Source organism: Dickeya undicola (assembly GCF_000784735.1).
Lineage (GTDB): Bacteria > Pseudomonadota > Gammaproteobacteria > Enterobacterales > Enterobacteriaceae > Dickeya > Dickeya undicola.
In genome coordinates, this window is sequence record NZ_JSYG01000019.1 from 254,791 (window position 1) to 279,331 (window position 24,541).

Genomic DNA, 24,541 nt, shown 5'->3' on the forward strand with positions numbered 1-24,541 from the left:
CGGCGTTACGCCTCGTGACGTGACGCTGCCTGATGACCACTGCCGGTGTCCTGCGTCAATTCAGTCAACTGCTGTTGCAGGCTGTCTGCCAGCGCGCGGGGGCGGGTGGCATCAAACATAACATGCATACTCACTGGGTAGTCCCGGTGTTGCAGGCAGAAATCGTCCATCTCATGCGCGGCACCATAGAGTGCCTGGATATTGGTTTTGGCGATTTCACGCAGCGTCCAGTTGTTTTCCACTCGCTGGCAGTAGTGCAGCGTGAAAAAGGCTTTCTGTGCATGGATAAAGGCGCGGCAATAGAGCGCCAATCCACGCCATTCTTGCTGCCAACGTTGGTGTAATGGTTCCGGCAGACGGTAGTCGCGGGCAAACTGACTGGCAGCCTGCTGGCTCTGGTCGGCTAACAGCCAGGCCGCGTCTTTCTCTCGTACTATCTGGTACAGATTCTGGGAGGCCAGTTCCGTTTCGCGGCGATCAAAGGTGATGTCGCGCCCGGAGCCGGGCAACCAGTGGTTGCGGTTAAGCTGGCCGTACAAGCTCCACACCGCCTGACCGTAGCTGGACGGCAGCAGGCTATGGCGGTGGAACACATGGTGACGCGCATACAGCGATAACGACAGCGCCTGCTGCGCTTGTTCCAGCAGGGTAAGCATGGTGTGACAGGCCACATCGTCCGGCTGCCATTGCCAGCATTCCGCCAGCCACTGGCGAAACAGTTCACTTTCGTTAACCGGCGGTGCGCCATCGTTCAGCAGGCGTGCACAGGCGAACAGCGTGAATTCGCTTAATGACCCCAGCACGCTGTGGTTATCGACACCGTCCCAACTGATGCGGCAGGCTGCGCTGACGATGGCTGGGTTCTTTTCCCGACACCATAGCAACCGCCCCTGAATCTCGGTGTAACGCAGAAACGGCAGATTGCCCCAGCCGACTTCCTCGCCAGCCAGATCCAACTCCACCCAGATCTCCCGGTCATCCAGCGCCAGCAGTGCCGGGTTGTTAGGAAATTCCGGCCAGAAGCGTTCCGGCGTTATCTTGATGGCGGCGGAGACGGTGGTCGGCAGGCTGCGGATGGCTTCCAGTACGTGAGACATATCGTGATGATTGGCTGGAAAGGCGCGCAAGACCAGATGACGTTGGTGGGCGTGGGTAACGCGTGAGACGGCGGTAAACAGTTGTCGGTAGATAGGCTCGCTGTCTATTGTCGGCAGCATGTTGCCGCTTTGCATCTCTTCACCGGGCGGTGGAGCAAAACGTATCAGGCTGTCACTGTTGGAAATCGCCAGCATCAATCCACTCAAACGCGGGATCTGTTGCATCAACAGGTCCACTTTGGCGGCCAGATAATCGCACCAGAAAGGGGTATCGATACGGAACTGACGCGCATCGTCCAGCAACTGCGGGTGCTGCAACAACAGGTCAGTGGGGAAGGCCAGTTCCTTACATTGCAGGTACAGCGCCAGCCCTTGCTCGCGGCAGTAGGCAGCGACCTGATTGAGATAGACGCAGCGCGAGCGTTGCTGGCTGCTGATGCGGTCGTCAAAGCGGGCATGTTGATAAGCGGGGGGCGTCACCAGTTTGTCCAACAAGTCCGCCTGCCCCAGCACCAGCGTATTGAAACCATAGCGGCGAGCGTAATCCACCAGCGCGGTAATGTGCCGCCAGTGCCAGATATCCTGGGTGTTCAGTTCCAGTGCGCGATGCTGCCACATAATCGGTGTGCTCCCTGAGCCACAGAGCATCGAGTATAACGCCAGCGCGATAGCGCAAAAGAAACATTAAAATAATCAATGCAGTAAATTGTGATCAATAACACTTAAAGCAATAAGTGTTATCAAAAAAACCATTTAGTCGTTTTGGTTATTAAATATTTCCATCATGTCTTTAATTGTTAAGATGGGGATGGTTACCTTATATCCCATCTAACTTTCTATTTTATGAATTTGACTATTGCGGCAACCCGGCATTAGCGCCCGCGATCAGAACAAGGATACCGACACTACAATGACAACTCCGGCTTCTCCGACTTCGCTGCTCCCGTTGAGCGCGGAGCAACTTTCGCGTCTTCAGGCCGCGACCGGTGATCTCTCACCGACGCAACTGGCCTGGCTGTCCGGCTATTTCTGGGGCGTGATTCAGCAACAGCCCGGTGTGGTTGCCACACCGTCCACCGCGGCGGCACCAGCGGTTGACGCGGTGGTGCCGTCGTCCATCACGCTGATTTCCGCCTCTCAGACTGGTAATGCCCGTCGTGTGGCCGAGCAGGTGCGAGACGATTTGCTGGCAGCCAACCTGCCGGTGACGCTGGTGAATGCTGGTGACTACAAATTCAAACAGATTGCGCAGGAAAAACTGCTGCTGGTTGTCACCTCGACGCAGGGTGAAGGTGAGCCGCCGGAAGAAGCCGTCGCCTTGCACAAATTCCTGTTCTCGAAAAAAGCGCCATCGCTGGCGGGCACGGCGTTTGCGGTGTTCGGTCTTGGCGATACCTCGTACGAATTTTTCAGCAAAGCGGGTAAGGACTTTGACGGCCGTCTGGCTGAGTTAGGCGCTGAACGCCTGCTCGATCGCGTCGATGCCGATGTGGAATTCCAGCCGCTGGCGGCGCAGTGGCGTGGTCAGGTTGTGGAAACGTTGAAGACTCGCTTTGCCAGCCAAACGACCGTCGCGGTGCAAACCGCGGCCAGCGGTCAGGTCAACGCCATCACCACCAGCCCTTATCACAAAGAGGCTCCTTACACGGCGTCGCTGTCGGTCAATCAGAAGATCACTGGCCGTAACTCGGAAAAAGACGTTCGTCATATCGAAATCGATCTGGGTGACTCTGGTTTGCAGTATCAGCCGGGTGATGCGTTGGGCGTCTGGTATGAGAATGATGCGGCGCTGGTACAGGAACTGCTGGGGCTGTTGTGGCTGAAAGGTGATGAATCCGTTGTTGTGGACGGTAATACCCTGCCGTTGAGTGAAGCACTGCAACGCCATTTCGAACTGACACAAAACACCGCGCCGATTGTCGCCAAATACGCAGCGTTGTCCCGCAATGAGACGCTGTTGGGGCTGGTTGCCGATAAATCCGCGTTGCAGCAGTACGCCCAGCGTACTCCTCTGGTGGATATGGTGCGTGAAGCGCCAGTGGAACTGACGCCAGAGCAGCTCATTGGGTTGCTGCGTCCGTTGACGCCGCGCCTCTATTCCATCGCCTCGTCGCAGGACGATGTTGGCAGCGAAGTGCACATCACCGTCGGCACTGTGCGTTATGAGTATGAGGGGCGTGCGCGTAGCGGCGGCGCGTCAGGCTATCTGGCTGACCGGTTGGAAGAGGACGGCGACGTTCGCGTGTTCATTGAGCACAATGATAATTTCCGCCTGCCTGCCAACCCTGAAACGCCGGTAATCATGATTGGCCCAGGCACCGGCATCGCACCGTTCCGCGCGTTTATGCAGCAGCGTGAGGCCGAGGGGGCGAGCGGTAAAAATTGGCTGTTCTTCGGCAACCCGCATTTTACCGAAGATTTCCTCTATCAGGTGGAGTGGCAGCGCTACGTTAAAGACGGCCTGTTGACGGCTATCGATCTGGCCTGGTCGCGCGATCAGGCACACAAAGTTTATGTACAGGACAAAATCCGTGAAAAAGGCGCAGATGTATGGCGCTGGATTCAGGATGGTGCACATATTTATGTCTGCGGCGACGCCAATCGTATGGCGAAAGATGTGGAGCAAGCGCTGCTGGATGTGGTGGCTGAACACGGTGGGATGGACGCCGAGCAGGCGGATGAGTTTTTAAGCGAGCTGCGTCTTGAGCGGCGTTATCAGAGAGATGTGTACTAATGAGCGAAAGATATTCTGGTCCGCTGGTGGTCGAGGGCAAGCTGACTGATGCTGAGCGTTTGAAGCTGGAAAGCAATTACCTGCGCGGCACGATTACAAAGGATTTGAGCGATGGCCTGACTGGCGGCTTTAACGGTGACAACTTTCTGCTGATTCGCTTTCACGGCATGTATCAGCAGGACGACCGTGATATCCGTGCTGAGCGTACGGAGCAGAAGCTGGAACCACGTCATGCCATGATGCTACGCTGCCGCCTGCCGGGTGGGGTGATGACGCCGAAACAGTGGCTCGGCATCGACCAGTTCGCCGGTGAAAAGACGCTGTACGGCAGTATCCGCATCACCAATCGTCAGACGTTCCAGTTTCACGGCATTCTGAAATCCGACCTGAAATCCGCTCATCAACTGCTGCATGAGGTTGGGCTGGATGCGCTGGCGACTGCCAACGACGTCAACCGTAACGTGCTGTGCACCTCTAACCCGGTGGAGTCTGAGTTGCATCAGCAGGCCTATGAATGGGCGAAGACGATTTCCGAACACCTGCTGCCGCGCACCCGTGCCTATGCCGAGGTTTGGCTGGATAAGGAGAAAGTCGCGACTACCGATGAAGAGCCGATTCTGGGGGCGACCTATCTGCCGCGTAAGTTCAAGACTACGGTGGTGATCCCGCCGCAGAACGATGTGGATCTGCACGCCAACGATTTGAACTTTGTCGCCATTTCAGATAACGGCCAATTGGTCGGTTTTAACGTACTGGTAGGTGGTGGCCTGTCTATCGCCCACGGCGACAAAGCCACCTATCCGCGTACCGCCAGTGAATTGGGCTACATTCCGTTAGCGCACACGCTGGCGGTAGCTGAAGCGGTGGTGACTACCCAGCGTGACTGGGGCAATCGTACCAACCGCAAGAATGCCAAGACGAAATACACGCTGGAGCGGGTGGGCGTAGAAACCTTCAAACAGGAAGTGGAGCGTCGCGCGGGTATCACTTTTGAAACCGTTCGTCCGTACGCGTTTACCGGTCGCGGCGACCGCATCGGCTGGGTGAAAGGGATCGACAATAAATGGCATCTGACACTGTTTATTGAAAACGGCCGCATTCTGGATTATCCGGGGCGTCCGCTGAAAACCGGCATGGCGGAGATCGCCAAAATCCACAAGGGTGATTTCCGGTTAACCGCTAACCAGAATGTGATCATCGCTGGTGTCGCTACCCGCGACAAAGCCAAGATCGAGGCGCTGGCGCGTCAGTACGGCCTGATCGATGATAGCGTTACCGAGCAGCGTCAGAACTCGATGGCGTGCGTATCGTTGCCGACCTGCCCACTGGCGATGGCGGAAGCCGAACGCTTCCTGCCGGAATTTGTCACGCACGTTGAAGCCATCATGCAAAAGCACGGCGTAGGCGACGATCATATCGTGTTACGTGTGACCGGTTGTCCTAATGGTTGCGGCCGCGCCATGCTGGCGGAAATTGGCCTGGTGGGTAAAGCCATCGGCCGTTACAACCTGCATATTGGCGGTAACCGGGAAGGTACGCGTATTCCGCGCATGTATCGGGAGAACATCACCGAGAAAGAGATTCTGGCCGAGATCGACCAACTGGTTGGGCGCTGGGCTAGCGAGCGCGAGCGCGGCGAAGGGTTTGGTGATTTTGCGATTCGCGTCGGTATCATTAAACCGGTGCTGGACCCCGCCGTTGATTTTTACGACTGACAGGAGACGCTGATGTCTACGCTGAATCTGGAGGCGCTGCGCGCCTTGCCTCAACCGGAACAGGCTGCTGCGCTGGCGGAAGTCAACCAACAGTTGGAGAATCTGTCCGCACAGGAGCGTGTCAGTTGGGCGCTGGAAAACCTGCCAGGCGAGTTCGTGCTTTCTTCCAGTTTCGGTATTCAGGCGGCGGTGTGCCTGCATCTGGTTACCCGGCAACGACCTGATATTCCGGTGATTCTCACTGATACCGGTTATCTGTTCCCTGAAACCTATCAATTCATCGATCAGCTGACCGAGCAATTGAGTCTTAACCTTCAGGTTTTCCGTGCCATACAGTCTCCTGCCTGGCAGGAGGCGCGTTACGGCAAATTGTGGGAGCAGGGGCTGACCGGTATTGAACAATACAATCAGATCAATAAAGTCGAGCCGATGGATCGGGCATTGCAGGAGTTGCACGCAGGCACCTGGTTCGCCGGTCTGCGCCATGAACAGTCGGCCAGTCGTGAAGCATTGCCGGTGTTGGCTGTCATGCGCGGTGTATTTAAGTTCTTGCCGATCATCGACTGGGATAACCGCATGGTGTACCAGTATCTGAGAGCCAATGGATTGAGCTACCACCCGCTATGGGAACAAGGCTATCTGTCAGTGGGAGATACGCATACCACCCGCAAGTGGGAGCCGGGCATGAGCGAGGAAGAAACCCGTTTCTTCGGCCTGAAACGCGAATGCGGGCTGCACGAAGGTTGATATACTCTTGACCACAGAGGGTTTGTCAGTCATATCCATAACGTTGAACACTGTTACCTGTAGCGATGTCGGCTACGGGTGTACGGTGTTATCACATTATCCATGTGCTGATGTGCTTGCCTGCATGGAGCAGGCTACCGTGAACGCGAAGTGTAAAAAAACCATGAAAACCGTTATTAAGCGTTTTTATTCTTTCCCGCATGGTTTGTTATTCCATTACGGAACTAATCATACTAATTCGGCATTTCATAACCTTTCTCTTCACGTTTTATAGTCGCTTTATAGAATTTTTAGCTTAGTAAAGGCATCTGTGAACTATCTCCCTATATTCGCCGATCTCCGGCAACGCCCTGTGCTGGTCGTCGGGGGCGGCGAGGTGGCAACCCGCAAAATTGACTTGTTGCAACGTGCCGGGGCCGAGGTGTGGGTGGCGGCACGGTTGCTGTGCGAACCGCTGCACGAGCAGCATCAGACGGGCCGCTTGACATGGGTCGCGCAGGAATTTTCGCCTGCGCTGCTGGATAACGTGTTTCTGGTGATTGCCGCGACCGACGATGCTGCATTGAACGCCTCGATATTTGAGGAAGCCAATCGCCGACAGTTGTTGGTCAACGTGGTGGATGACCAGCCTAAATGCTCATTTATTTTTCCTTCGCTGATTGACCGCTCACCGCTAATGGTGGCGATTTCGTCCGGCGGCCAGGCACCGGTGCTGGCGCGCTTGCTGCGGGAAAAACTGGAGTCGCTGTTGCCCGCGCGTCTGGGGTTGATGGCGGAGCTGGCCGGAAAATGGCGTGGGCGCATCAAGCAGCGGTTGGCATCGGTAGCGGAACGTCGTCGTTTTTGGGAACGCATTTTTACCGGTCGTTTTTCCAGTCTGGTGGCCGCCGGGCAACTGACACAGGCTGAGCAGGAACTGGAACAGCAACTGACGCAGCCTGATATTCAGCAAGGTGAGGTGGCGCTGGTTGGCGCTGGGCCGGGCGACGCTGGTCTGCTGACGCTGCGTGGCCTACAGGTGATTCAGCAGGCGGATGTGGTGCTTTATGACCATCTGGTCAGCGATGAGGTGCTGGATCTGGTGCGCCGCGATGCAGAGCGGATTTGCGTCGGCAAACGCGCCAGTGCGCATCTGCTGCCGCAAGACGAGATTAATGCGCTGTTGGTGAAGCTGGCGCAGGAAGGTAAACGGGTAGTGCGGCTGAAAGGCGGTGACCCCTTTATTTTCGGGCGTGGCGGCGAAGAGCTACAGCAAGTGGCGCAGGCGGGGATTCCGTTTCAGGTGGTGCCGGGCATCACCGCGGCGGCGGGCGCTACGGCGTATGCCGGTATTCCGCTGACACACCGGGATTATGCGCAGAGCGTGATATTCATCACCGGGCACTGTCGCCCGGATGGCGACGCGCTGGATTGGTCGACGTTAGCGCGTGGCCGACAGACATTGGCTATCTACATGGGGGCGGTCAAGTCGGCAGAAATCAGCCAGCAGTTGATCGCGCATGGTCGGGCACCGCACACACCGGTGGCGGTCATTGGCCGCGGCACACGGCAGGATCAGTCGGTTTTGACCGGTACGCTAGCGGAACTGGAACAACTGGCACAGCAGTCGCCGACACCGGCGCTGCTGGTGATTGGCGAAGTGGTGAGTTTACATCAACACATCGCCTGGTTTGGTGAACAAGCGCGGATGACGCCGACTGACGGGCGCTCGGCCGTGGTGAATCTGGCTTAAGGTTAAGGTTATGAACGAGAAAAGACTCACGCATTTAAAACAACTTGAAGCAGAAAGTATTCATATCATTCGTGAGGTAGCGGCTGAGTTCAGCAACCCGGTGATGATGTATTCCATCGGCAAGGATTCCTCGGTGATGCTGCATCTGGCCCGTAAGGCGTTCTTTCCTGGCACGCTGCCGTTCCCGTTGCTGCATGTGGATACCGGTTGGAAATTCCGCGAAATGTACCAATTCCGTGATCGTACCGCTAAAGCTTACGGTTGTGAGCTGTTGGTGCATCGCAACCCGGAAGGGGTGGCGATGGGGATTAACCCGTTTGTGCACGGCAGCGCCAAGCATACCGACATCATGAAAACCGAAGGGTTGAAACAGGCGTTGGACAAATACGGCTTTGACGCCGCGTTTGGCGGTGCTCGTCGTGACGAGGAGAAATCCCGTGCTAAAGAGCGTATTTACTCTTTCCGTGATCGCTCCCATCGCTGGGACCCGAAAAACCAGCGTCCGGAACTGTGGAACAACTATAACGGCCAGATTAACAAGGGCGAGAGCATCCGCGTATTCCCGCTGTCCAACTGGACCGAGCTGGATATCTGGCAGTACATCTACCTGGAAAATATCGATATTGTGCCGCTGTATTTGGCCGCGGAGCGTCCGGTGCTGGAGCGCGACGGCATGTTACTGATGGTGGATGACGACCGTATCGACCTGCAGCCAGGTGAAGTGATTACCCAGCGCATGGTGCGTTTCCGTACGCTCGGTTGCTGGCCGCTGACCGGTGCGGTGGAGTCGCAGGCGCAGACGTTGCCAGAAATCATTGAAGAGATGCTGGTGTCGACCACCAGCGAGCGTCAGGGTCGGGTGATTGACCGCGATCAGGCCGGTTCGATGGAACTGAAAAAGCGTCAAGGGTATTTCTGAGGAATCGTCAAATGAATCATAGTATTGCAAAACAGATTGCCGAGCAGGGCGGGGTTGAGGCTTATCTTCACGCACAGCAGAACAAAAGCCTGTTGCGTTTTCTGACCTGCGGCAGCGTTGACGATGGTAAAAGCACCCTGATTGGCCGGTTGTTGCACGATACCCGTCAGATTTACGAAGATCAGCTTTCTACATTGCACAATGACAGCAAGCGCCTGGGTACTCAGGGTGAAAAGCTCGACCTGGCGTTGCTGGTGGACGGCTTGCAGGCGGAACGCGAGCAGGGCATCACTATTGACGTGGCTTACCGCTATTTCTCGACGGAAAAACGGAAGTTTATTATTGCCGACACACCGGGGCATGAGCAGTACACCCGTAATATGGCGACCGGCGCTTCTACCTGCGAACTGGCGATCCTGTTGATTGATGCGCGCAAAGGTGTGCTGGATCAGACCCGCCGCCACAGCTTTATTGCTACGCTGCTGGGCATTCGCCATCTGGTGGTGGCGGTCAACAAGATGGACCTGGTGGGGTATGAGCAGGCGGTCTTCGAGCAGTTCAAACAGGATTATCTGGACTTCGCGGGCCAACTGCCGACCGATCTGGATATCACCTTTGTGCCGATTTCCGCGCTGGATGGCGACAATGTTGCGACACCGAGCACGACCATGAACTGGTATCGTGGCCCGACACTGCTGGATGTGCTGGAGACAGTGAATGTCTCTTCACGTAGCCTAAGCCAGCCGATGCGTTTCCCGGTGCAGTACGTTAATCGTCCAAACCTTGATTTTCGTGGTTACGCTGGCACGGTGGCGTCTGGCGTGGTACGCGTCGGTCAGCGTGTGAAGGTGCTGCCGTCCGGCGTGGAGTCCAGCGTTAGCCGTATCGTCACCTTTGATGGTGACCTGCAACAGGCACAGGCTGGCGAAGCAGTGACGCTGGTGTTGTCCAGCGAAGTCGATATCAGCAGGGGCGACCTGCTGGTCGGTCACGAGGAAACGCTCCAGGCGGTACGCAGCGCGAAGGTGGATGTAGTGTGGATGGCGGAGCAGCCGCTGGTGCCGGGACAAAGCTACGATATCAAGATTGCCGGTAAGAAAACGCGTGCGCGGGTGGAGAACATCGACTATCAGGTGGAAATCAATACGCTAACCCAACGGGTTACCGAGTCGTTGCCACTCAACGGTATTGGTCTGGTCGAGCTGACCTTTGATGAACCATTGGTTCTGGATAAATATCAGCAAAATTCTGTCACCGGCGGCATGATTTTCATCGATCGCCTGAGCAACGTGACAGTCGGTGCCGGACTGGTACGGGAGCCGCTCGACGTGGCGGAAGCGGAAACCGGCAACTACAGCGCTTTTGAACTGGAACTGAATGCACTGATTCGTCGCCATTTCCCGCATTGGGGCGCGCGCGATCTGCTGGGGGGAAAATAACGTGGCGCAAACGCATTCCCGGCCGGGCGCACCGGCCGATGACAATGTGGTGTGGCATGACCATGCCGTCACGCGCGAAGACCGTGAACGTCAGCATGAGCATCGTGGCGTCGTGGTGTGGTTCACCGGGTTGTCTGGCTCCGGCAAGTCGACACTGGCCGGTGCACTGGAACAGGCTTTGTTTGCCCGTGGCGTAAGTACCTATCTGCTGGATGGTGATAACGTTCGGCATGGGCTGTGTCGGGATTTGGGGTTTAGCGATGATGATCGTCGGGAGAACATCCGCCGGGTAGGGGAAGTGGCCCGATTGATGGTCGATGCCGGGCTGGTTGTATTAACCGCCTTTATCTCTCCACACCGTGCTGAACGGCAGATGGTGCGTGAACTGCTTGATCAGACGCAGTTTCTTGAAGTGTTCGTCGATACGCCGCTGGCTATTTGTGAAGCCCGCGACCCTAAAGGGTTATACAGGAAAGCCCGCGCTGGCGAGTTGCGCAATTTCACCGGCATTGACGCAGTTTATGAGGCACCGGAACAGCCGGAATTGCATCTGGACGGCCAACAATTGGTAACAAATTTAGTCGCTGAATTATTAGATATGCTGCATGGTCGAGCTATCATCTAAGCCTCAGCTTGCCCCTTTGCAGGCGCTACGGTATGCGTGTTTTGACTCGCTGCCGGTTGCCTGACGAAGGGGCAGTCTTCAGGCCAATAGTTACCCGGTGATGGGGTAAAGCAGGAACGATGATGCAGAGTGTGACGCCATTACCTGATAGTAATTCGCAAGCCGACCATACCGAGGAGGATGACTCGCCTTTTGCTTCTTCCAGCCCGCTGGTAGGAGCGCTGGCAGGCTTTTGCTTTTACTGGTTGGCTTTCTCTCTGCCGTTCATCGTTTATGGCCTCAATTCCACGCTGTTGCTGATGCTTTACACCTGGCCTTTTTTTCTGGCGTTAATGCCTCTGTCGGTCTTGATCGGCATGTTGTTTCGCGTGTTATTGCCGAATCATGTGGTGTGGATGATGCTCTGCTGCATGGTCAGCATTCCGGGCTTGTTCTGGCTGGTGTTTTTATTGATCACCGGATGGTAGCCGCGCAAATGGTGTCGTTCACCAGTCTATTAGCTTCAGAAAAAACGGTTTCAGAACGTTTATTCCCTTATTAAAATTATTTCCATATACAACTAATCTTCTCCTTCACCATCGGTGTGCGTCTGGCTTTTCCCTGTCAGCGGGGAATGCTGTTGGCGAAGGTGGAGTCCTGACAAAAGTTATGGGATGATTAGGCGGCTTTTCAGGGGGCTGGATGGGAAAACTTTCGCTATTATTGTTGATTCTTCTCGGTTGGTTGCAATATTCGCTCTGGCTGGGGAAAAACGGTATTCATGATTACGTGCGGGTGAAGGATGACGTGTCGGTGCAACAGGCTAACAACGTCAAGCTGAAATCCCGTAACGAACAGTTGTTTGCGGAAATAGACGATCTCAATGGTGGTCAGGAAGCCATTGAGGAACGGGCGCGCAACGAGCTGGGCATGACCAAACCCGGAGAAAGCTTCTATCGACTGGTGGCCGACCAGGCGGATCGCCGCGTTGGTGTGAACCCGTCACCGGCCCCTTCCACTCCATCATCGACGTCTCGTTAGGTATGTCTACTCCAAATCAGTCTTTGGCTGAGGTGGTTGCTGTTTTGCCTGCGGCTGGTAACGGCAGCCGGATGCAGAGCGACCGCCCCAAGCAGTACCTTTCCATCGGCGATAAAACGATTATTGAACACACGGTTGCGGCTTTGCTGCGCCATCCGCGTATTCAACGGGTCGTGATCGCTATCAGTGCCGATGACCGTTATTTTCCCGAACTGCCTCTCGCCACTGATCCACGTATTCAGGTAGTGACCGGTGGCCGCCAGCGTGCTGACTCCGTGTTGGCCGGTTTGCTGCATTTATCGCACACCGACTGGGTGCTGGTGCATGATGCGGCGCGCCCTTGTCTGCATCAGGACGATCTGTCCCAACTGCTGGCGCTGGCTGGGCAAAGTGAGGTCGGTGGCATTTTGGCGGCACCAGTGCGTGATACCATGAAGCGAAGTCAGGATGGCGTCATCGATCATACGGTGGAGCGAGAGGCACTGTGGCACGCCCTGACGCCGCAACTGTTCCCACTGGCATTACTGCGCAGCTGCCTGGAACGGGCGCTGCGTGAAGGCGCGACGGTCACCGACGAAGCATCGGCACTGGAATATTGCGGCTACCGTCCACAGATTGTCCCTGGGCGGGCAGACAACATCAAAGTCACGCGCCCGGAAGATCTGGCGCTGGCGGAGTTTTATCTGACACGTAGCACAGTTCAACATCAACAAGATAATTAAAAGGAGCCTGAGTGATGCGTATCGGTCACGGTTTTGATGTGCATAAATTTGGCGGAGAAGGTCCGCTGGTGATCGGTGGGGTACGTATTCCCTATGAACGTGGCTTGCTGGCGCATTCTGATGGCGACGTGGTGTTGCACGCCGTCACCGATGCGCTGTTAGGTGCAGCGGCGATGGGTGATATCGGTAAATTGTTTCCCGACACCGATCCGGCCTACCGCGGCATTGACAGCCGCGAACTGCTGCGCGAAGCCTGGCGTCGCATCACCGCCAAAGGTTACCAACTGGGCAACCTTGATGTCACCATCATCGCACAGGCTCCGAAAATGGCACCTCACATCCCGCAGATGCGTGTCAACATCGCCGAAGATCTGCAATCGCACATGGACGACATCAACGTCAAAGCCACCACGACTGAACAACTGGGCTTTACCGGCCGTGGCGAAGGGATTGCTTGTGAGGCGGTGGTATTGCTGGTCAAGAGCGATGCGACTGGCGTGGTAGCATGGTAATGCACGAGTCACTGTTTTGGTTGCATGGCGAACCGGTTGCAACGGGAGTGCTGAAAGCATCGCCGGATGACTTTTTTGTTGCCGAAGATCTGGGATTTGCACCGGATGGTGATGGCGAGCATGTGCTGGTACAGGTGCGCAAACGTGGTTGCAATACCACGTTCGTGGCGGAAGCGCTGGCGAAGTTCGCCGGTATTCCGGCGCGCTCTGTTAGTTATGCCGGGTTGAAAGATCGCCATGCGGTAACCGAACAATGGTTCTGCCTGCATTTGCCGGGGAAAACGGAGCCGGTGTGGTCAGCCTTTGCGCTGGAAGGGTGCGAAATTCTTGAAGCACAGCGTCATCGCCGTAAACTGCGTATTGGCGCGTTGCGCGGCAACCATTTTAGTCTGGTGTTGCGCGAGGTTAGCGACCGTGCCGATGTTGATGCTCGTCTGGCGCTGATCGCCAGTGAAGGTGTGCCCAACTACTTCGGCAGTCAGCGTTTTGGTCGTGACGGTAACAACCTGGAACAGGCTCGCCGTTGGGCGAATGATGAGATTCGGGTTAAGGATCGCAGCAAGCGCAGCTTCTACTTGTCTGCCGTTCGCAGTGAGTTATTCAACCAGATGACCAGTGCGCGGCTTGCGACGTATGGTACAACACAGGTGTTAACTGGCGATGCATTGCAACTGGCTGGCCGTGGCAGTTGGTTTGTGGTCAAGCCGGAAGAACAGGCTGATGCGCAGTCGCGCGTGGTAGCTGGCGAACTGCGGATTACTGCTGCACTGCCAGGACAGGGCGAACCCGGCGTACAGGAACAGGCATTGGCGTTCGAACAACAATGTCTGGAAGACCAAACGCTGTTGTTGTCACTACTGAGACGTGAACGAGTAGACAGTGCGCGCCGCGCTATCATGCTCTATCCACAAGACCTGCGCTGGTCATGGCGGGATGACGCTACGCTTGAGTTACACTTCTGGTTGCCGACAGGGTGTTTCGCCACCAGCGTGATACGGGAACTGCTACTTCCTGTGCACCAGGAGATTGAGTGACTGACCTGATAGCCGACAACTTTCCCGGTTTCGGCGGTATGATTTATCTGGATATAGGCTATCGATTTTTTTGGTTATCGGAGGACGGGACGAGTTGATGAGGTGGGCTAACACCGGAGTTGACGGAGAATGGTGAATAAACGCGTGCAAACGTTGCTGGCGCAGCTTCACCAACAGGGCATTCAGGATGAACGCCTGTTACAGGCTATGGCCTCGGTTCCTCGCGAGCGTTTTGTTGACGAGGCGTTTGAACATAAAGCCTATGATAACGTCGCCCTGCCGATCGGTTCCGGACAAACTATCTCTCAACCCTACATCGTAGCCAGAATGACCGAGCTGTTGCGGCTAACGCCGGAGTCCCGCGTGCTGGAGATCGGCACCGGTTCCGGTTACCAGACCGCGATTCTGGCGCATCTGGTGCGGCATGTGTTTTCGGTAGAACGTATTAAGGGATTACAGTGGCAGGCTAAGCGGCGTCTTAAGCAACTTGACCTGCACAATGTGTCTACTCGTCATGGCGACGGCTGGCAAGGCTGGTCGTCCAAAGGGCCGTTTGACGCAATAATTGTCACGGCGGCACCGCCGGAAATTCCGTCCGCACTGATGGCGCAACTGGACGAAGGCGGCATCATGGTCTTGCCCGTAGGTGAAGAACAGCAGACATTGCAGGTTGTTTTGCATCGCAATGGCGAGTTTGTCGTTCAGACGGTGGAAATGGTTCGGTTTGTTCCGCTGGTCAAAGGGGAGTTGGCCTGATACGGTTGCCAATCTCGGTAAAAAGTCCGTCTTTAAAATTTCAATACAACTGTCTTATGGTGATAACGGATTGATATTGATAGGCTGTGTCCCGTCGTTGTCCGTGATTCTAACCCTGTTGGTATGGCGTGATCGCCAGACAGACCTTATGGTGCCGCCTGTTTGCGTCGACGAATAAAATAAACGGTAATCGTTTTACGTTCCTCGCTTCGCATGATTGCTTGCCTTTATCAGGGTGTTCCGAGCGGAAATACGTTTCGGGACCGGACAGATTTCGTCATTTTTGGTTATAGGGGGAATTTGGCGCATGGGAAGCCAAATCGTGAATTGGCGTCAGATCGCTGTGTGTTCGGTGATTACTCTGGGATTGGCTGGTTGTGCAAATGATAATAATCAGGCGGCTCCGATCAGCAGCGTGGGAGATAACGGCGCAGGAAGCCGTTCGGGTAGTTCCACCACCTATTCTCCGCCGCCCCGCATTTCCAGTGTAGGCAGTGTGAGCAGCAATACACAATCTGCTCCTTCAGCGGGCATCAGCCGCCCTTCCGGCGATGCGCCGGTCACCACCCGTGAAGGTAAAATTGTCTATAACCGCAGCTATAACAGCATCCCCAAAGGTAGCTATAGCGGTAATAACTATACCGTCAAACGTGGGGATACGTTGTTCTATATCGCCTGGATTACTGGCAACGATTACCGCGAGCTGGCTCAGCGCAACAACATTCAGGAACCTTACAGCCTGAATGTGGGCCAGTCGTTAAGCCTCGGCAGCAATATGAATGCCGGTGGCAGCACTCAGGGCATGGCGATTGCCAGCGCGCCGACGACAGTAGCAACATCCGCACCGGTGGTAAGCAGCCCGTCCGACAGCGGTCATATGTTGCCTGAAAATGCCGCCAAAGCCTCTGGCAACGGCCGTATGTTGTCAGGTAATAGCACCGCCAGCAGCAGTGGTCATATGCTGCCAGCTAACGCGGCCGCCGCGCAGTCATCATCGTCAACACAAATGCAAACTGCGCAGGTTGATTCTCAACCAACTAATGCGTATTCTGAAGGTTCGGGTAAACAGAATGTGGGTAAGATGTTGCCTACAGCGGGGGCTGCGACCACGCTTCCGACCACCGAACCGACGCAAACAAACGCGGCAATTGCCAGCTGGCGTTGGCCTACAGACGGGAAAGTCATAGATAGTTTCTCAGCCTCAGAGGGGGGAAATAAAGGGATTGATATCGCCGGCTCACGTGGGCAATCCGTTATCGCTACCGCATCCGGGCGTGTAGTGTATGCGGGTAATGCGTTACGCGGTTACGGTAATCTGATTATCATCAAACATAATGATGATTACCTGAGCGCCTATGCCCATAACGAAACCATGCTGGTCCGGGAACAACAAGAGGTAAAGGCGGGTCAACAAATCGCTACCATGGGTAGCACCGGAACCAGTTCAGTACGCTTGCATTTTGAAATTCGTTACAAGGGGAAATCCGTAAACCCGCTGCGTTTTCTTCCGCAGCGATAAATCGGGCAGAGTATTTCGGTATTCTGCCATGGGATCACGGGTAGGAGCCACTTATGAGCCAAAATACGCTGAAAGTTAACGAGTTACATGAAGATGCTGAATTCGATGAGAATGGAATCGACGTTTTTGACGACAAAGCGCTGGCGGAGGAAGAAACCAGTGATAGCGACCTGCTCGACGAGGAATTGCTGTCGCAAGGAACTGCTCAGCGCGTGCTGGATGCAACCCAGCTTTATCTGGGAGAAATCGGCTACTCACCTCTTCTGACCGCTGAAGAAGAAGTTTACTTTGCCCGTCGGGCGCTGCGCGGCGATGTTTCATCTCGCCGCCGCATGATCGAGAGTAACCTGCGGCTGGTGGTGAAAATCGCCCGCCGTTACAACAATCGTGGGCTGGCGTTGCTGGACCTGATTGAAGAAGGGAATCTCGGTTTAATCCGCGCAGTCGAGAAGTTTGACCCTGAACGCGGGTTCCGCTTTTCGACTTACGCCACCTGGTGGATCCGTCAGACCATTGAACGGGCCATCATGAATCAGACTCGTACCATCCGTTTACCCATCCATATCGTTAAAGAACTGAATGTCTACCTGCGTACCGCACGCGAACTGTCCCACAAGCTTGATCACGAGCCGAGTGCGGAAGAAATCGCCGAGCGGCTGGATAAGCCGGTGGATGACGTTAACCGCATGTTACGTCTCAACGAGCGTATCACGTCGGTCGATACACCGCTGGGCGGCGACTCGGAGAAAGCGCTGCTGGATATTCTGGCGGATGAGAAGGATAACGGCCCGGAAGATACCACCCAGGATAACGATATGAAGCAGAATATCGTTAAGTGGTTGTTTGAACTGAACGCAAAACAGCGTGAAGTGCTGGCTCGCCGTTTTGGCTTGCTGGGATATGAAGCTGCCACGCTGGAAGATGTGGGGCGTGAAATCGGGTTGACTCGTGAACGGGTTCGCCAGATTCAGGTCGAAGGACTGCGCCGTTTGCGTGAAATCCTGCAGGTACAAGGGTTGGATATTGAAGAATTGTTCCGCGAATAACTCGTACAATAACTAACATGGCACAAAAAAATGGTGGGATATGTCCCACCATTTTTATATCTGTAATCAGGTTTGTGCGTTATCGGGCACACTGAGACAGCAGGAACTCGACAATATCGCCAGCCTTGAGCATCTCTTTTTCGCCTTTACGGCGGTGCTTGTATTCGATCTCGTCGTTATCCAGATTGCGATCGCCGATCACGATAGTGTGCGGAATACCGATCAATTCCATGTCTGCAAACATCACGCCGGGGCGTTCTTTACGATCGTCCAGCAAGACATCGACGCCGTTGGCACGCAGTTGCTGATAGATATTCTCGGCCACTTCCTGCACGCGGAAGGACTTATGCATGTTCATCGGCAGAATCGCCACCTGGAACGGTGCAATCGCGTCAGGCCAGATAATGCCGCGATCGTCATGGTTCTGCTCAATGGCGGCGGCGATCACGCGCGTTACACCAATACCGTAGCAGCCCATAGTCAGTGTTTGATTGCGGCCGTCTTCACCCTGAACGGTTGCTTTCAAGGCTTCAGAGTATTTCTTGCCCAACTGGAAGATGTGGCCGACTTCAATACCACGCTTGATCAGCAGCGTGCCTTTGCCGTCTGGGCTGCGATCGCCTTCCACTACGTTACGGATATCGGCAACCGGCGGCAGCGCGGTATCGCGCTCCCAGTTAATACCGAAGTAGTGTTTGCCGTCGATATTGGCTCCCGCGCTGAAATCGCTCATCGTTGCTACAGTACGATCGACTACTACCGGCACCTGCAGATTCACCGGCCCCAGCGAACCCGGACCCGCGTTCACCATTGCACGGATCTCTTCTTCAGTCGCGAAGGTCAACGGGCTGGCGACCAGCTCCAGTTTTTCCGCTTTGACTTCGTTCAGTTCATGATCGCCACGCACCAGCAGTGCAACCAATTTATGGCCGCTTTCTTCGGTCGCTTTCACCAGCAGGGTCTTGACGGTTTTTTCCACCGGCACTGCAAATTGTTCCACCAGCTCAGCGATGGTTTTGGCGTTCGGGGTATCCACCAGCGTCATGGCCTGAGTCGGCACCGCGCGGCCGTGCTCCGGCGCAACAGCTTCCGCCAGTTCAATGTTGGCGGCGTAATCTGACTCGGTAGAGAATACGATGTCGTCTTCGCCGCTGCTGGCCAGCACCTGGAATTCATGCGATGCATTACCGCCGATGGAGCCTGTATCGGCCTGTACGGGGCGGAAATCGAGATCCATGCGGCTGAAAATCTTGCTGTAGGCCGCGTACATGGCATCGTAAGTGACCTGCAGGGATTCCTGCGTGGTGTGGAACGAATAAGCATCCTTCATCAGGAACTCGCGGGCACGCATTACACCAAAGCGCGGGCGCACTTCGTCACGGAATTTGGTCTGGATCTGATAGAAATTCAGCGGCAACTGCTTGTAGGAGCTGATTTCATTGCGAATCAAATCGGTGATGACTTCTTCATGCGTCGGGCCGAGTACAAACGGGCGGTCGCCTCGGTCAACAAAGCGCAGCAGCTCCGGACCATATTGTTCCCAGCGGCCGCTTTCCTGCCACAGGTCGGCGGGTTGAACGACCGGCATCGAAATTTCGATGGCACCAGCATTGTTCATTTCTTCACGCACGATGTTTTCGACTTTTTTCAGCACCCGTAACCCGGTCGGCAGCCAGGTATAAAGGCCGGAAGCCAGTTTACGAATCATCCCAGCTCGCAGCATCAACTGATGGCTGATGACTTCGGCATCGGCGGGCGTCTCCTTCAGCGTGGAGAGCATGTATTGACTTGTACGCATGATGTTTGAGTTCCGTCAGAACAAATAAATAGCATTAACCACAATGTGGTTCAGGCAGAAAAAGTGGTTTAGTTTACCAGTGCGAGCCGTTCCCCAAAAGGCACAGCCACGTTTTTTAACCGGCATCAAGGCTGATAACTTCCGTTTGACCGTCAATAACCTGCCATTTGACATTAAACTCCAGCAACCGCGCGGCATAGACCTTGAGGTCATCTTCTCCTTTACGGTAAGCCGGGCGGGGGTCCTGCGCCAGCACCTGGCTAATGAAACGCCGCAAATTAGGGTGACGTTGTTGATGCTCCGTCAGTTGCTGCTCCGCCAGAACGGAAAAATGGATCGGCATATCGGCTTCGGGTGCTAATTGGGCAAAACCGGCCCGCGCCTGTGGCTGGCTTTCTGCGAACGGCAGGTAAGGTTTGATGTCCACGACCGGGGTGCCGTCCACCAGATCCAGACTGCCCAGCTCCAGTATCACACTATCGCGCATGGTGCGTATTGCTTTCAGTTCAACCAGTGACATACCGATAGGGTTAGGGCGAAACGTTGAGCGGGTAGCGAATACGCCCATGCGGGCATTGCCGCCCAGGCGAGGCGGCCTGACCGTCGGGCGCCAGCCCGCAGAGGCGGTCTGGTGGAAAATGAACAGCAACCACAGGTGGCTGAAATCTTCGAGCCCGCGCACGGCCTCGGGTTGGTTATAAGGCGAGAGGAGATGTAGCTCTCCGCCGCCATCCTTAATCAGACCGGGTTGTCGGGGTACAGCAAATTTTTCTTTATAAGGTGAGCGGATAACGCCGATCTGATTAAAGCAAAATTGGCTCATTGCGCGGAAACTTTTAGTGCATAACCCTGGCAGACGGCTTGACGGTAGCACCCTGCAACATTGCTGATGATCTGGCAGTCATGCAGCAGCACAGCATTGGCTTTCATGGCGGTGGCACGGTTCTGCATTCTTCTACGGGCAGACGGAATGCTGGGCGGCGTATCTTGCGCGCTGGCCTGGCAGGATGAACCCGATACTTCACCCATGTCGCGGAATGGTTTACCTACCAACTCTTCGGCGCTTTTATACAACACGGCAGGGGCGGGATGCGTGACCGGCTTCGGCTTCGGCGGAGGTTCCACAGCCGCTGGTGTCTGCGGTTGTGGTGCCGGCGCAGCAGGTTTGTGCAGCAGGGAACATCCTGTCAGCGAAAACGCCAACAGCAGAATAGGTACAGCACGCATAAATTTTCCTCTGACTTGGATAAAGTGCGGTTATTGAAGCAAGCAATACAGAAAATAACAAGACGGGCAGTTGCCCGTCTTTTATCTCTTTTATGCAAGAAAGTAAGTGTTAACTTACCATCCTTTCACCGCGCCACCATTAAATACTTTCAGCGCCGCCTGATTTACTTCGTCAGACTGATAAGCCTTTACAAATTTTTTCACGTTTTCTGCATCTTTGTTGTCTTCACGAGCAACCAGCAGGTTAACGTACGGGGAGTCCTTTTCTTCTACGAACAAACCGTCTTTGGTTGGGGTCAGGTTGATCTGGCTGGCATAAGTGGTGTTGATGATGGCCAGAGCAATCTGATCGTCATCCAGAGAGCGTGGCAATTGCGGTGCTTCCAGTTCGACCAGCTTCAGGTTTTTCGGGTTTTCAGTCACATCCAGTACGGTTGGCAGCAGGCCAACGTTGTCTTTCAATTTGATCAAACCCACTTTCTGCAGCAGCAGCAGTGAACGGCCCAGGTTGGTCGGATCGTTCGGCAGGGCGATTTGAGCACCGTTCTGCAGGTCATTCAGCGATTTGATTTTTTTGGAGTAACCGGCAATCGGATACACAAACGTGTTGCCGACAGAAACCAGTTTATAGCCGCGATCCTTGATCTGCTGGTCGAGGTACGGTTTGTGCTGGAAAGCGTTCAGGTCGATATCGCCTTTGCTCAGCGCTTCGTTCGGCAGTACGTAATCATTAAAGGTAACCAGCTCAACATCCAGACCGTATTTTTCCTTGGCGACTTTCTGCGCCACTTCCGCTACCTGCTGCTCGGCACCGACGATCACGCCCACTTTAATGTGGTTAGGGTTCTTCTGCTCCTGGCCGCATCCGGCCAGCGCCAGCGCACCAATCAATGCACCAACCGCCGCGAGAGATTTCAATTTAATTGCCATTTTTACCTCTGTGTAATGTTTTTAACCTGCACCAAAGAATAATAGACGCGATAATAAAACCCGTTATTTGTGGGTAACCGCGCGCACTGCTCTGTCACCAAAAAACTGAATGAGATAAACCAGAACCACCAACAGCACCAGTACGGTATTCATCACGGTGGCGTTATAGCCGACGTAACCATACTGATAACCAATCTGCCCCAGACCACCGGCACCGACTGCCCCCCCCATGGCTGAATAACCAACCAATGTGATTAATGTAATCGTGGCGGCGTTGATCAGGCCAGGAAGCGCTTCGGGTAACAGAATCTTGCGGATAATTTGCAACGGCGTGGCACCCATCGCGCGAGCCGCTTCAATCAGCCCGGTCGGAATTTCCAGCAGGGCGTTTTCCACCATGCGAGCGATAAAAGGTGCCGCACCGACTGTTAACGGAACAATGGCTGCTTGTAGACCAATTGCGGTGCCGACAATCACTCGGGTAAAAGGAATCATCCACACCAATAGAATAATAAAGGGAATAGAGCGGAAGATATTCACTAACGCGGAAATGCTACTATAGAGCTTAGGGTTGGCGATAACCTGCCCAGGGCGGGTGATATACAACAACACACCGATGGGCAAACCCAGCATAAAACCGAAAAAGCCGGACACAAATGTCATCACCACGGTTTCCCAAACGCCGCGGGCAATCAACCAGATCATGGCTTCAGACATAACCCAATACCTCAATATTCACGTGATGTTCTTGCAGAAAAGTGATGGCGGCTTGGGTGTCGGCTTCCTGCCCGTGCATTTCGGCCAGCATGATGCCGAATTTCACGCCACCGGCGTAATCCATCTGCGCGCTGATAATGTTGTTGTTGACGTTGAACTTGCGAGCCACTTCGGACAGCAGCGGCGCGTCAACCGACTGGCCGGTAAACTCCATACGCAGCAGCGGTACGCTGCCTGGGCGAGACGTTGCCGACAGTCGCTGCTGGTAGTCATCCGGAATATCCAGGTGCAGAGTAGATTGGATAAATTTCTGAGCCAGCGGCGTTTTCGGGTGGGAAAACACTTCGCTAACCGTATCCTGCTCAATCAGTCTGCCGTCACTAATAACCGCCACTTGATCACAGATACGTTTAACCACATCCATCTCATGTGTAATCAACAGGATAGTCAGCCCTAGCCGACGATTGATGTCTTTCAGCAATTCAAGAATGGAACGGGTTGTGGCCGGGTCCAGCGCGCTGGTGGCTTCATCGCATAACAGTACTTTGGGGTTGCTTGCCAGCGCACGAGCAATAGCAACGCGCTGTTTTTGCCCACCGGACAAGTTAGCTGGATAGGCGTCGTGTTTGTCCGCCAGCCCGACCAGATCCAGAAGCTGATGCACCCGCTGTTTGATTTCAGCAGAAGGGGTGTTGTCCAATTCCAGCGGCAGCGCCACGTTGCCGAATACAGTACGTGAGGATAGCAAATTGAAATGCTGGAAAATCATGCCGATTTGGCGGCGGGTGCGTGTCAATTGACTTTCCGACAGGCTCATCAGATCTTTCCCGTCGATTAGCACTTTCCCTTGAGTCGGTCTTTCCAGCAGGTTCACGCAGCGAATCAGTGTACTTTTACCTGCACCTGATGCGCCAATCACGCCATAAATCTGACCCGCAGGCACGCGTAATGTCACGTCGTCCAGCGCAGTGATGGCGCGTCCTTTTTGCTGAAAAACCTTTGTAATATTAATCAGTTCAATCATAAGTCTTATCAAAGATGACGATGGTCGGATAAGAAACCATAATATTCCGACCCAATGTGGAGGGGATGTTAAGGCGTCTAGACGTCTAAGTCAATCGAGATCCCGTTAGGGATGACATTCTCTCAGATGATAAAAACATGCGATACTACGCGCAATTTACGCCATCAGGAGCAAGGTAAGTGGCAAATAGCGTTCCAGCAATTTTTCTAGACCGTGACGGTACTATTAATGTAGACCATGGGTATGTCCATGAAATCGATCAGTTTCAGTTTATCGATGGGGTGATCGATGCCCTGCGTGAGCTTAAAAGCATGGGCTTTGCCCTGGTACTGGTGACGAATCAGTCGGGGATTGCCAGGGGCAAGTTCACTGAAGATCAGTTTATGCAACTGACCGAGTGGATGGATTGGTCGCTGGCTGACCGTGGTGTTGACCTGGACGGTATCTATTATTGCCCGCATCACCCTGATGCTGGCGAAGGGGAATATCGTCAACAGTGTGATTGCCGTAAACCTCATCCGGGGATGCTTATCTCTGCGCAGCGCCATTTACACATTGATATGGCCGCTTCTTATATGGTGGGCGATAAAGTTGAAGATATGCAGGCAGCGCAGGCGGCAGGGGTCGGTACTAAAGTGTTGGTTAAAACCGGTAAAACCGTCACCGAAGAAGGCGAAAAGTTGGCTGATTGGCTAATAGACAGCCTGGCAGACCTGCCAAAAACGATTAAACAGCGCGTAAATTAGCCGTAAGGGTTGAAAAATGCGCGAACGGAAAAAAAGATCGAGAAAGTGGTTGTGTAACCCGTTCGGATCCCTATAATGCGCATCCACTGACACGGCAACGGCGATGAGCCAGCGCGGTGTGAGGCAGAGAAAACGAAAAAAAAAGTCGTTGACTCTGAATGAGGAAAGCGTAGTATACGCCACCTCGCGACAGCAGGCTGTAAGCCGGTCGCACTGCTCTTTAACAATTAATCAGACAATCTGTGTGGGCACTCGCAGGACACTTCACTAAAAAATTAGTGAAAAGTCTTGAAGAGTGACAACAGTTAATTCATTACGAACTAACAGTAAATTCTTTGAGCATCGCTGACGAGTTCAGCAAATCAAACAAATCTTAAATTGAAGAGTTTGATCATGGCTCAGATTGAACGCTGGCGGCAGGCCTAACACATGCAAGTCGAGCGGTAGCACAAGGGAGCTTGCTCCCTGGGTGACGAGCGGCG

23 protein-coding genes and 1 rRNA gene are annotated in these 24,541 nt (G+C 54.5%); 17 read left to right on the forward strand and 7 right to left on the reverse strand.

What is annotated here, in order from left to right:
* Positions 1-5: 5 nt before the first annotated feature.
* Complete coding sequence (locus OB87_RS09805) at positions 6-1,715, reverse strand: hypothetical protein (protein WP_033569257.1); 1,710 nt, start codon at positions 1,713-1,715, stop codon at positions 6-8.
* A gap of 292 nt (positions 1,716-2,007) precedes the next feature.
* Here OB87_RS09805 and cysJ point away from each other — a divergent pair, with 292 nt between their 5' ends.
* The 15 genes from cysJ (at position 2,008) to rpoS (ending at position 17,617) form a co-directional block, all read left to right on the forward strand.
* Positions 2,008-3,831 (forward strand): NADPH-dependent assimilatory sulfite reductase flavoprotein subunit, encoded by a 1,824-nt coding sequence (cysJ, locus tag OB87_RS09810; RefSeq protein WP_033569258.1) that lies wholly within the window; start codon positions 2,008-2,010, stop codon positions 3,829-3,831.
* Complete coding sequence (cysI, locus tag OB87_RS09815; RefSeq protein ID WP_033569259.1) at positions 3,831-5,546, forward strand: assimilatory sulfite reductase (NADPH) hemoprotein subunit; 1,716 nt, start codon at positions 3,831-3,833, stop codon at positions 5,544-5,546. Before cysJ ends, cysI begins: the two co-directional genes overlap by 1 nt.
* 12 nt (positions 5,547-5,558) lie before the next feature.
* Positions 5,559-6,293: a phosphoadenylyl-sulfate reductase gene (locus tag OB87_RS09820; RefSeq protein WP_033569260.1), complete on the forward strand. Its 735-nt coding sequence runs from the start codon at positions 5,559-5,561 to the stop codon at positions 6,291-6,293.
* Positions 6,294-6,603: 310 nt separating this feature from the next.
* The gene (gene cysG / locus OB87_RS09825; RefSeq protein ID WP_033569261.1) at positions 6,604-8,025 is read left to right on the forward strand and encodes a siroheme synthase CysG; all 1,422 of its coding nucleotides are present in this window, start codon (positions 6,604-6,606) and stop codon (positions 8,023-8,025) included.
* 10 nt (positions 8,026-8,035) lie between these two features.
* On the forward strand, positions 8,036-8,944 hold the full coding sequence (gene cysD, locus OB87_RS09830; protein WP_033569262.1) for a sulfate adenylyltransferase subunit CysD: 909 nt from the start codon (positions 8,036-8,038) through the stop codon (positions 8,942-8,944).
* A gap of 11 nt (positions 8,945-8,955) precedes the next feature.
* Positions 8,956-10,383 (forward strand): sulfate adenylyltransferase subunit CysN, encoded by a 1,428-nt coding sequence (gene cysN, locus OB87_RS09835; RefSeq protein WP_033569263.1) that lies wholly within the window; start codon positions 8,956-8,958, stop codon positions 10,381-10,383.
* Between the two features lies 1 nt (position 10,384).
* Positions 10,385-11,008: an adenylyl-sulfate kinase gene (cysC, locus tag OB87_RS09840; protein ID WP_033569264.1), complete on the forward strand. Its 624-nt coding sequence runs from the start codon at positions 10,385-10,387 to the stop codon at positions 11,006-11,008.
* A 122-nt stretch (positions 11,009-11,130) separates the two neighbouring features.
* A complete protein-coding gene (locus OB87_RS09845) occupies positions 11,131-11,475 on the forward strand; it encodes a DUF3561 family protein (RefSeq protein ID WP_033569265.1) in 345 nt (114 codons plus the stop codon).
* Positions 11,476-11,689: 214 nt separating this feature from the next.
* Complete coding sequence (gene ftsB / locus OB87_RS09850) at positions 11,690-12,028, forward strand: cell division protein FtsB (RefSeq protein WP_033569266.1); 339 nt, start codon at positions 11,690-11,692, stop codon at positions 12,026-12,028.
* A gap of 2 nt (positions 12,029-12,030) precedes the next feature.
* On the forward strand, positions 12,031-12,750 hold the full coding sequence (gene ispD, locus OB87_RS09855) for a 2-C-methyl-D-erythritol 4-phosphate cytidylyltransferase (RefSeq protein WP_033569267.1): 720 nt from the start codon (positions 12,031-12,033) through the stop codon (positions 12,748-12,750).
* A 14-nt stretch (positions 12,751-12,764) separates the two neighbouring features.
* The gene (gene ispF, locus OB87_RS09860; protein ID WP_033569268.1) at positions 12,765-13,262 is read left to right on the forward strand and encodes a 2-C-methyl-D-erythritol 2,4-cyclodiphosphate synthase; all 498 of its coding nucleotides are present in this window, start codon (positions 12,765-12,767) and stop codon (positions 13,260-13,262) included.
* Positions 13,256-14,296 (forward strand): tRNA pseudouridine(13) synthase TruD, encoded by a 1,041-nt coding sequence (gene truD / locus OB87_RS09865; RefSeq protein WP_033569269.1) that lies wholly within the window; start codon positions 13,256-13,258, stop codon positions 14,294-14,296. Before ispF ends, truD begins: the two co-directional genes overlap by 7 nt.
* A 129-nt stretch (positions 14,297-14,425) precedes the next feature.
* Entirely contained in the window at positions 14,426-15,052 is a 627-nt protein-coding gene (locus tag OB87_RS09870; RefSeq protein ID WP_033569270.1) for a protein-L-isoaspartate(D-aspartate) O-methyltransferase, read from the forward strand.
* Between the two features lie 307 nt (positions 15,053-15,359).
* Positions 15,360-16,571, forward strand: a complete 1,212-nt coding sequence (gene nlpD, locus OB87_RS09875) for a murein hydrolase activator NlpD (protein WP_033569271.1) — start codon at positions 15,360-15,362, stop codon at positions 16,569-16,571.
* A gap of 53 nt (positions 16,572-16,624) precedes the next feature.
* Positions 16,625-17,617, forward strand: a complete 993-nt coding sequence (gene rpoS, locus OB87_RS09880) for an RNA polymerase sigma factor RpoS (protein ID WP_033569272.1) — start codon at positions 16,625-16,627, stop codon at positions 17,615-17,617.
* Positions 17,618-17,696: 79 nt separating this feature from the next.
* Here the strand turns inward: rpoS and proS are convergent, their stop codons facing one another.
* The 6 genes from proS to metN form a co-directional block, all read right to left on the reverse strand.
* On the reverse strand, positions 17,697-19,415 hold the full coding sequence (proS, locus tag OB87_RS09885) for a proline--tRNA ligase (RefSeq protein WP_033569273.1): 1,719 nt from the start codon (positions 19,413-19,415) through the stop codon (positions 17,697-17,699).
* Between the two features lie 115 nt (positions 19,416-19,530).
* Positions 19,531-20,238, reverse strand: coding sequence for a tRNA (N6-threonylcarbamoyladenosine(37)-N6)-methyltransferase TrmO (gene tsaA, locus OB87_RS09890; RefSeq protein ID WP_033569274.1), 708 nt, complete (start codon positions 20,236-20,238; stop codon positions 19,531-19,533).
* Entirely contained in the window at positions 20,235-20,642 is a 408-nt protein-coding gene (gene rcsF / locus OB87_RS09895; protein ID WP_033569275.1) for an Rcs stress response system protein RcsF, read from the reverse strand. The genes tsaA and rcsF overlap by 4 nt, the downstream gene beginning before the upstream one ends.
* A 114-nt stretch (positions 20,643-20,756) precedes the next feature.
* Positions 20,757-21,572, reverse strand: a complete 816-nt coding sequence (locus OB87_RS09900) for a MetQ/NlpA family lipoprotein (RefSeq protein WP_033569276.1) — start codon at positions 21,570-21,572, stop codon at positions 20,757-20,759.
* A gap of 63 nt (positions 21,573-21,635) precedes the next feature.
* On the reverse strand, positions 21,636-22,289 hold the full coding sequence (locus OB87_RS09905) for a methionine ABC transporter permease MetI (RefSeq protein ID WP_033569277.1): 654 nt from the start codon (positions 22,287-22,289) through the stop codon (positions 21,636-21,638).
* The gene (gene metN, locus OB87_RS09910) at positions 22,282-23,313 is read right to left on the reverse strand and encodes a methionine ABC transporter ATP-binding protein MetN (protein WP_033569278.1); all 1,032 of its coding nucleotides are present in this window, start codon (positions 23,311-23,313) and stop codon (positions 22,282-22,284) included. The genes OB87_RS09905 and metN overlap by 8 nt, the downstream gene beginning before the upstream one ends.
* Positions 23,314-23,492: 179 nt before the next feature.
* On the opposite strand from metN, the gene gmhB reads away from it, so the two are divergent.
* Together gmhB and OB87_RS09920 are read left to right on the forward strand one after the other, a co-directional pair.
* Positions 23,493-24,059: a D-glycero-beta-D-manno-heptose 1,7-bisphosphate 7-phosphatase gene (gmhB, locus tag OB87_RS09915; protein WP_033569279.1), complete on the forward strand. Its 567-nt coding sequence runs from the start codon at positions 23,493-23,495 to the stop codon at positions 24,057-24,059.
* Between the two features lie 375 nt (positions 24,060-24,434).
* Positions 24,435-24,541, forward strand: a 16S ribosomal RNA gene (locus tag OB87_RS09920); the annotation flags it as partial.

What these genes read in the sequence shown, in the direction of transcription:
- tsaA (WP_033569274.1), bottom strand. Translation starts at nt 20,238, where the DNA reads ATGAGCCAATTTTGCTTTAATCAGATCGGCGTTATCCGCTCACCTTAT.
- metN (WP_033569278.1), bottom strand. Translation starts at nt 23,313, where the DNA reads ATGATTGAACTGATTAATATTACAAAGGTTTTTCAGCAAAAAGGACGC.
- nlpD (WP_033569271.1), top strand. Translation starts at nt 15,360, where the DNA reads ATGGGAAGCCAAATCGTGAATTGGCGTCAGATCGCTGTGTGTTCGGTG.
- OB87_RS09820 (WP_033569260.1), top strand. Translation starts at nt 5,559, where the DNA reads ATGTCTACGCTGAATCTGGAGGCGCTGCGCGCCTTGCCTCAACCGGAA.
- truD (WP_033569269.1), top strand. Translation starts at nt 13,256, where the DNA reads ATGGTAATGCACGAGTCACTGTTTTGGTTGCATGGCGAACCGGTTGCA.
- OB87_RS09805 (WP_033569257.1), bottom strand. Translation starts at nt 1,715, where the DNA reads ATGTGGCAGCATCGCGCACTGGAACTGAACACCCAGGATATCTGGCAC.
- ispF (WP_033569268.1), top strand. Translation starts at nt 12,765, where the DNA reads ATGCGTATCGGTCACGGTTTTGATGTGCATAAATTTGGCGGAGAAGGT.
- cysD (WP_033569262.1), top strand. Translation starts at nt 8,036, where the DNA reads ATGAACGAGAAAAGACTCACGCATTTAAAACAACTTGAAGCAGAAAGT.
- ispD (WP_033569267.1), top strand. Translation starts at nt 12,031, where the DNA reads ATGTCTACTCCAAATCAGTCTTTGGCTGAGGTGGTTGCTGTTTTGCCT.
- OB87_RS09845 (WP_033569265.1), top strand. Translation starts at nt 11,131, where the DNA reads ATGCAGAGTGTGACGCCATTACCTGATAGTAATTCGCAAGCCGACCAT.
- cysI (WP_033569259.1), top strand. Translation starts at nt 3,831, where the DNA reads ATGAGCGAAAGATATTCTGGTCCGCTGGTGGTCGAGGGCAAGCTGACT.
- OB87_RS09870 (WP_033569270.1), top strand. Translation starts at nt 14,426, where the DNA reads ATGGTGAATAAACGCGTGCAAACGTTGCTGGCGCAGCTTCACCAACAG.
- cysJ (WP_033569258.1), top strand. Translation starts at nt 2,008, where the DNA reads ATGACAACTCCGGCTTCTCCGACTTCGCTGCTCCCGTTGAGCGCGGAG.
- rpoS (WP_033569272.1), top strand. Translation starts at nt 16,625, where the DNA reads ATGAGCCAAAATACGCTGAAAGTTAACGAGTTACATGAAGATGCTGAA.
- OB87_RS09900 (WP_033569276.1), bottom strand. Translation starts at nt 21,572, where the DNA reads ATGGCAATTAAATTGAAATCTCTCGCGGCGGTTGGTGCATTGATTGGT.
- proS (WP_033569273.1), bottom strand. Translation starts at nt 19,415, where the DNA reads ATGCGTACAAGTCAATACATGCTCTCCACGCTGAAGGAGACGCCCGCC.
- ftsB (WP_033569266.1), top strand. Translation starts at nt 11,690, where the DNA reads ATGGGAAAACTTTCGCTATTATTGTTGATTCTTCTCGGTTGGTTGCAA.
- OB87_RS09905 (WP_033569277.1), bottom strand. Translation starts at nt 22,289, where the DNA reads ATGTCTGAAGCCATGATCTGGTTGATTGCCCGCGGCGTTTGGGAAACC.
- rcsF (WP_033569275.1), bottom strand. Translation starts at nt 20,642, where the DNA reads ATGCGTGCTGTACCTATTCTGCTGTTGGCGTTTTCGCTGACAGGATGT.
- cysN (WP_033569263.1), top strand. Translation starts at nt 8,956, where the DNA reads ATGAATCATAGTATTGCAAAACAGATTGCCGAGCAGGGCGGGGTTGAG.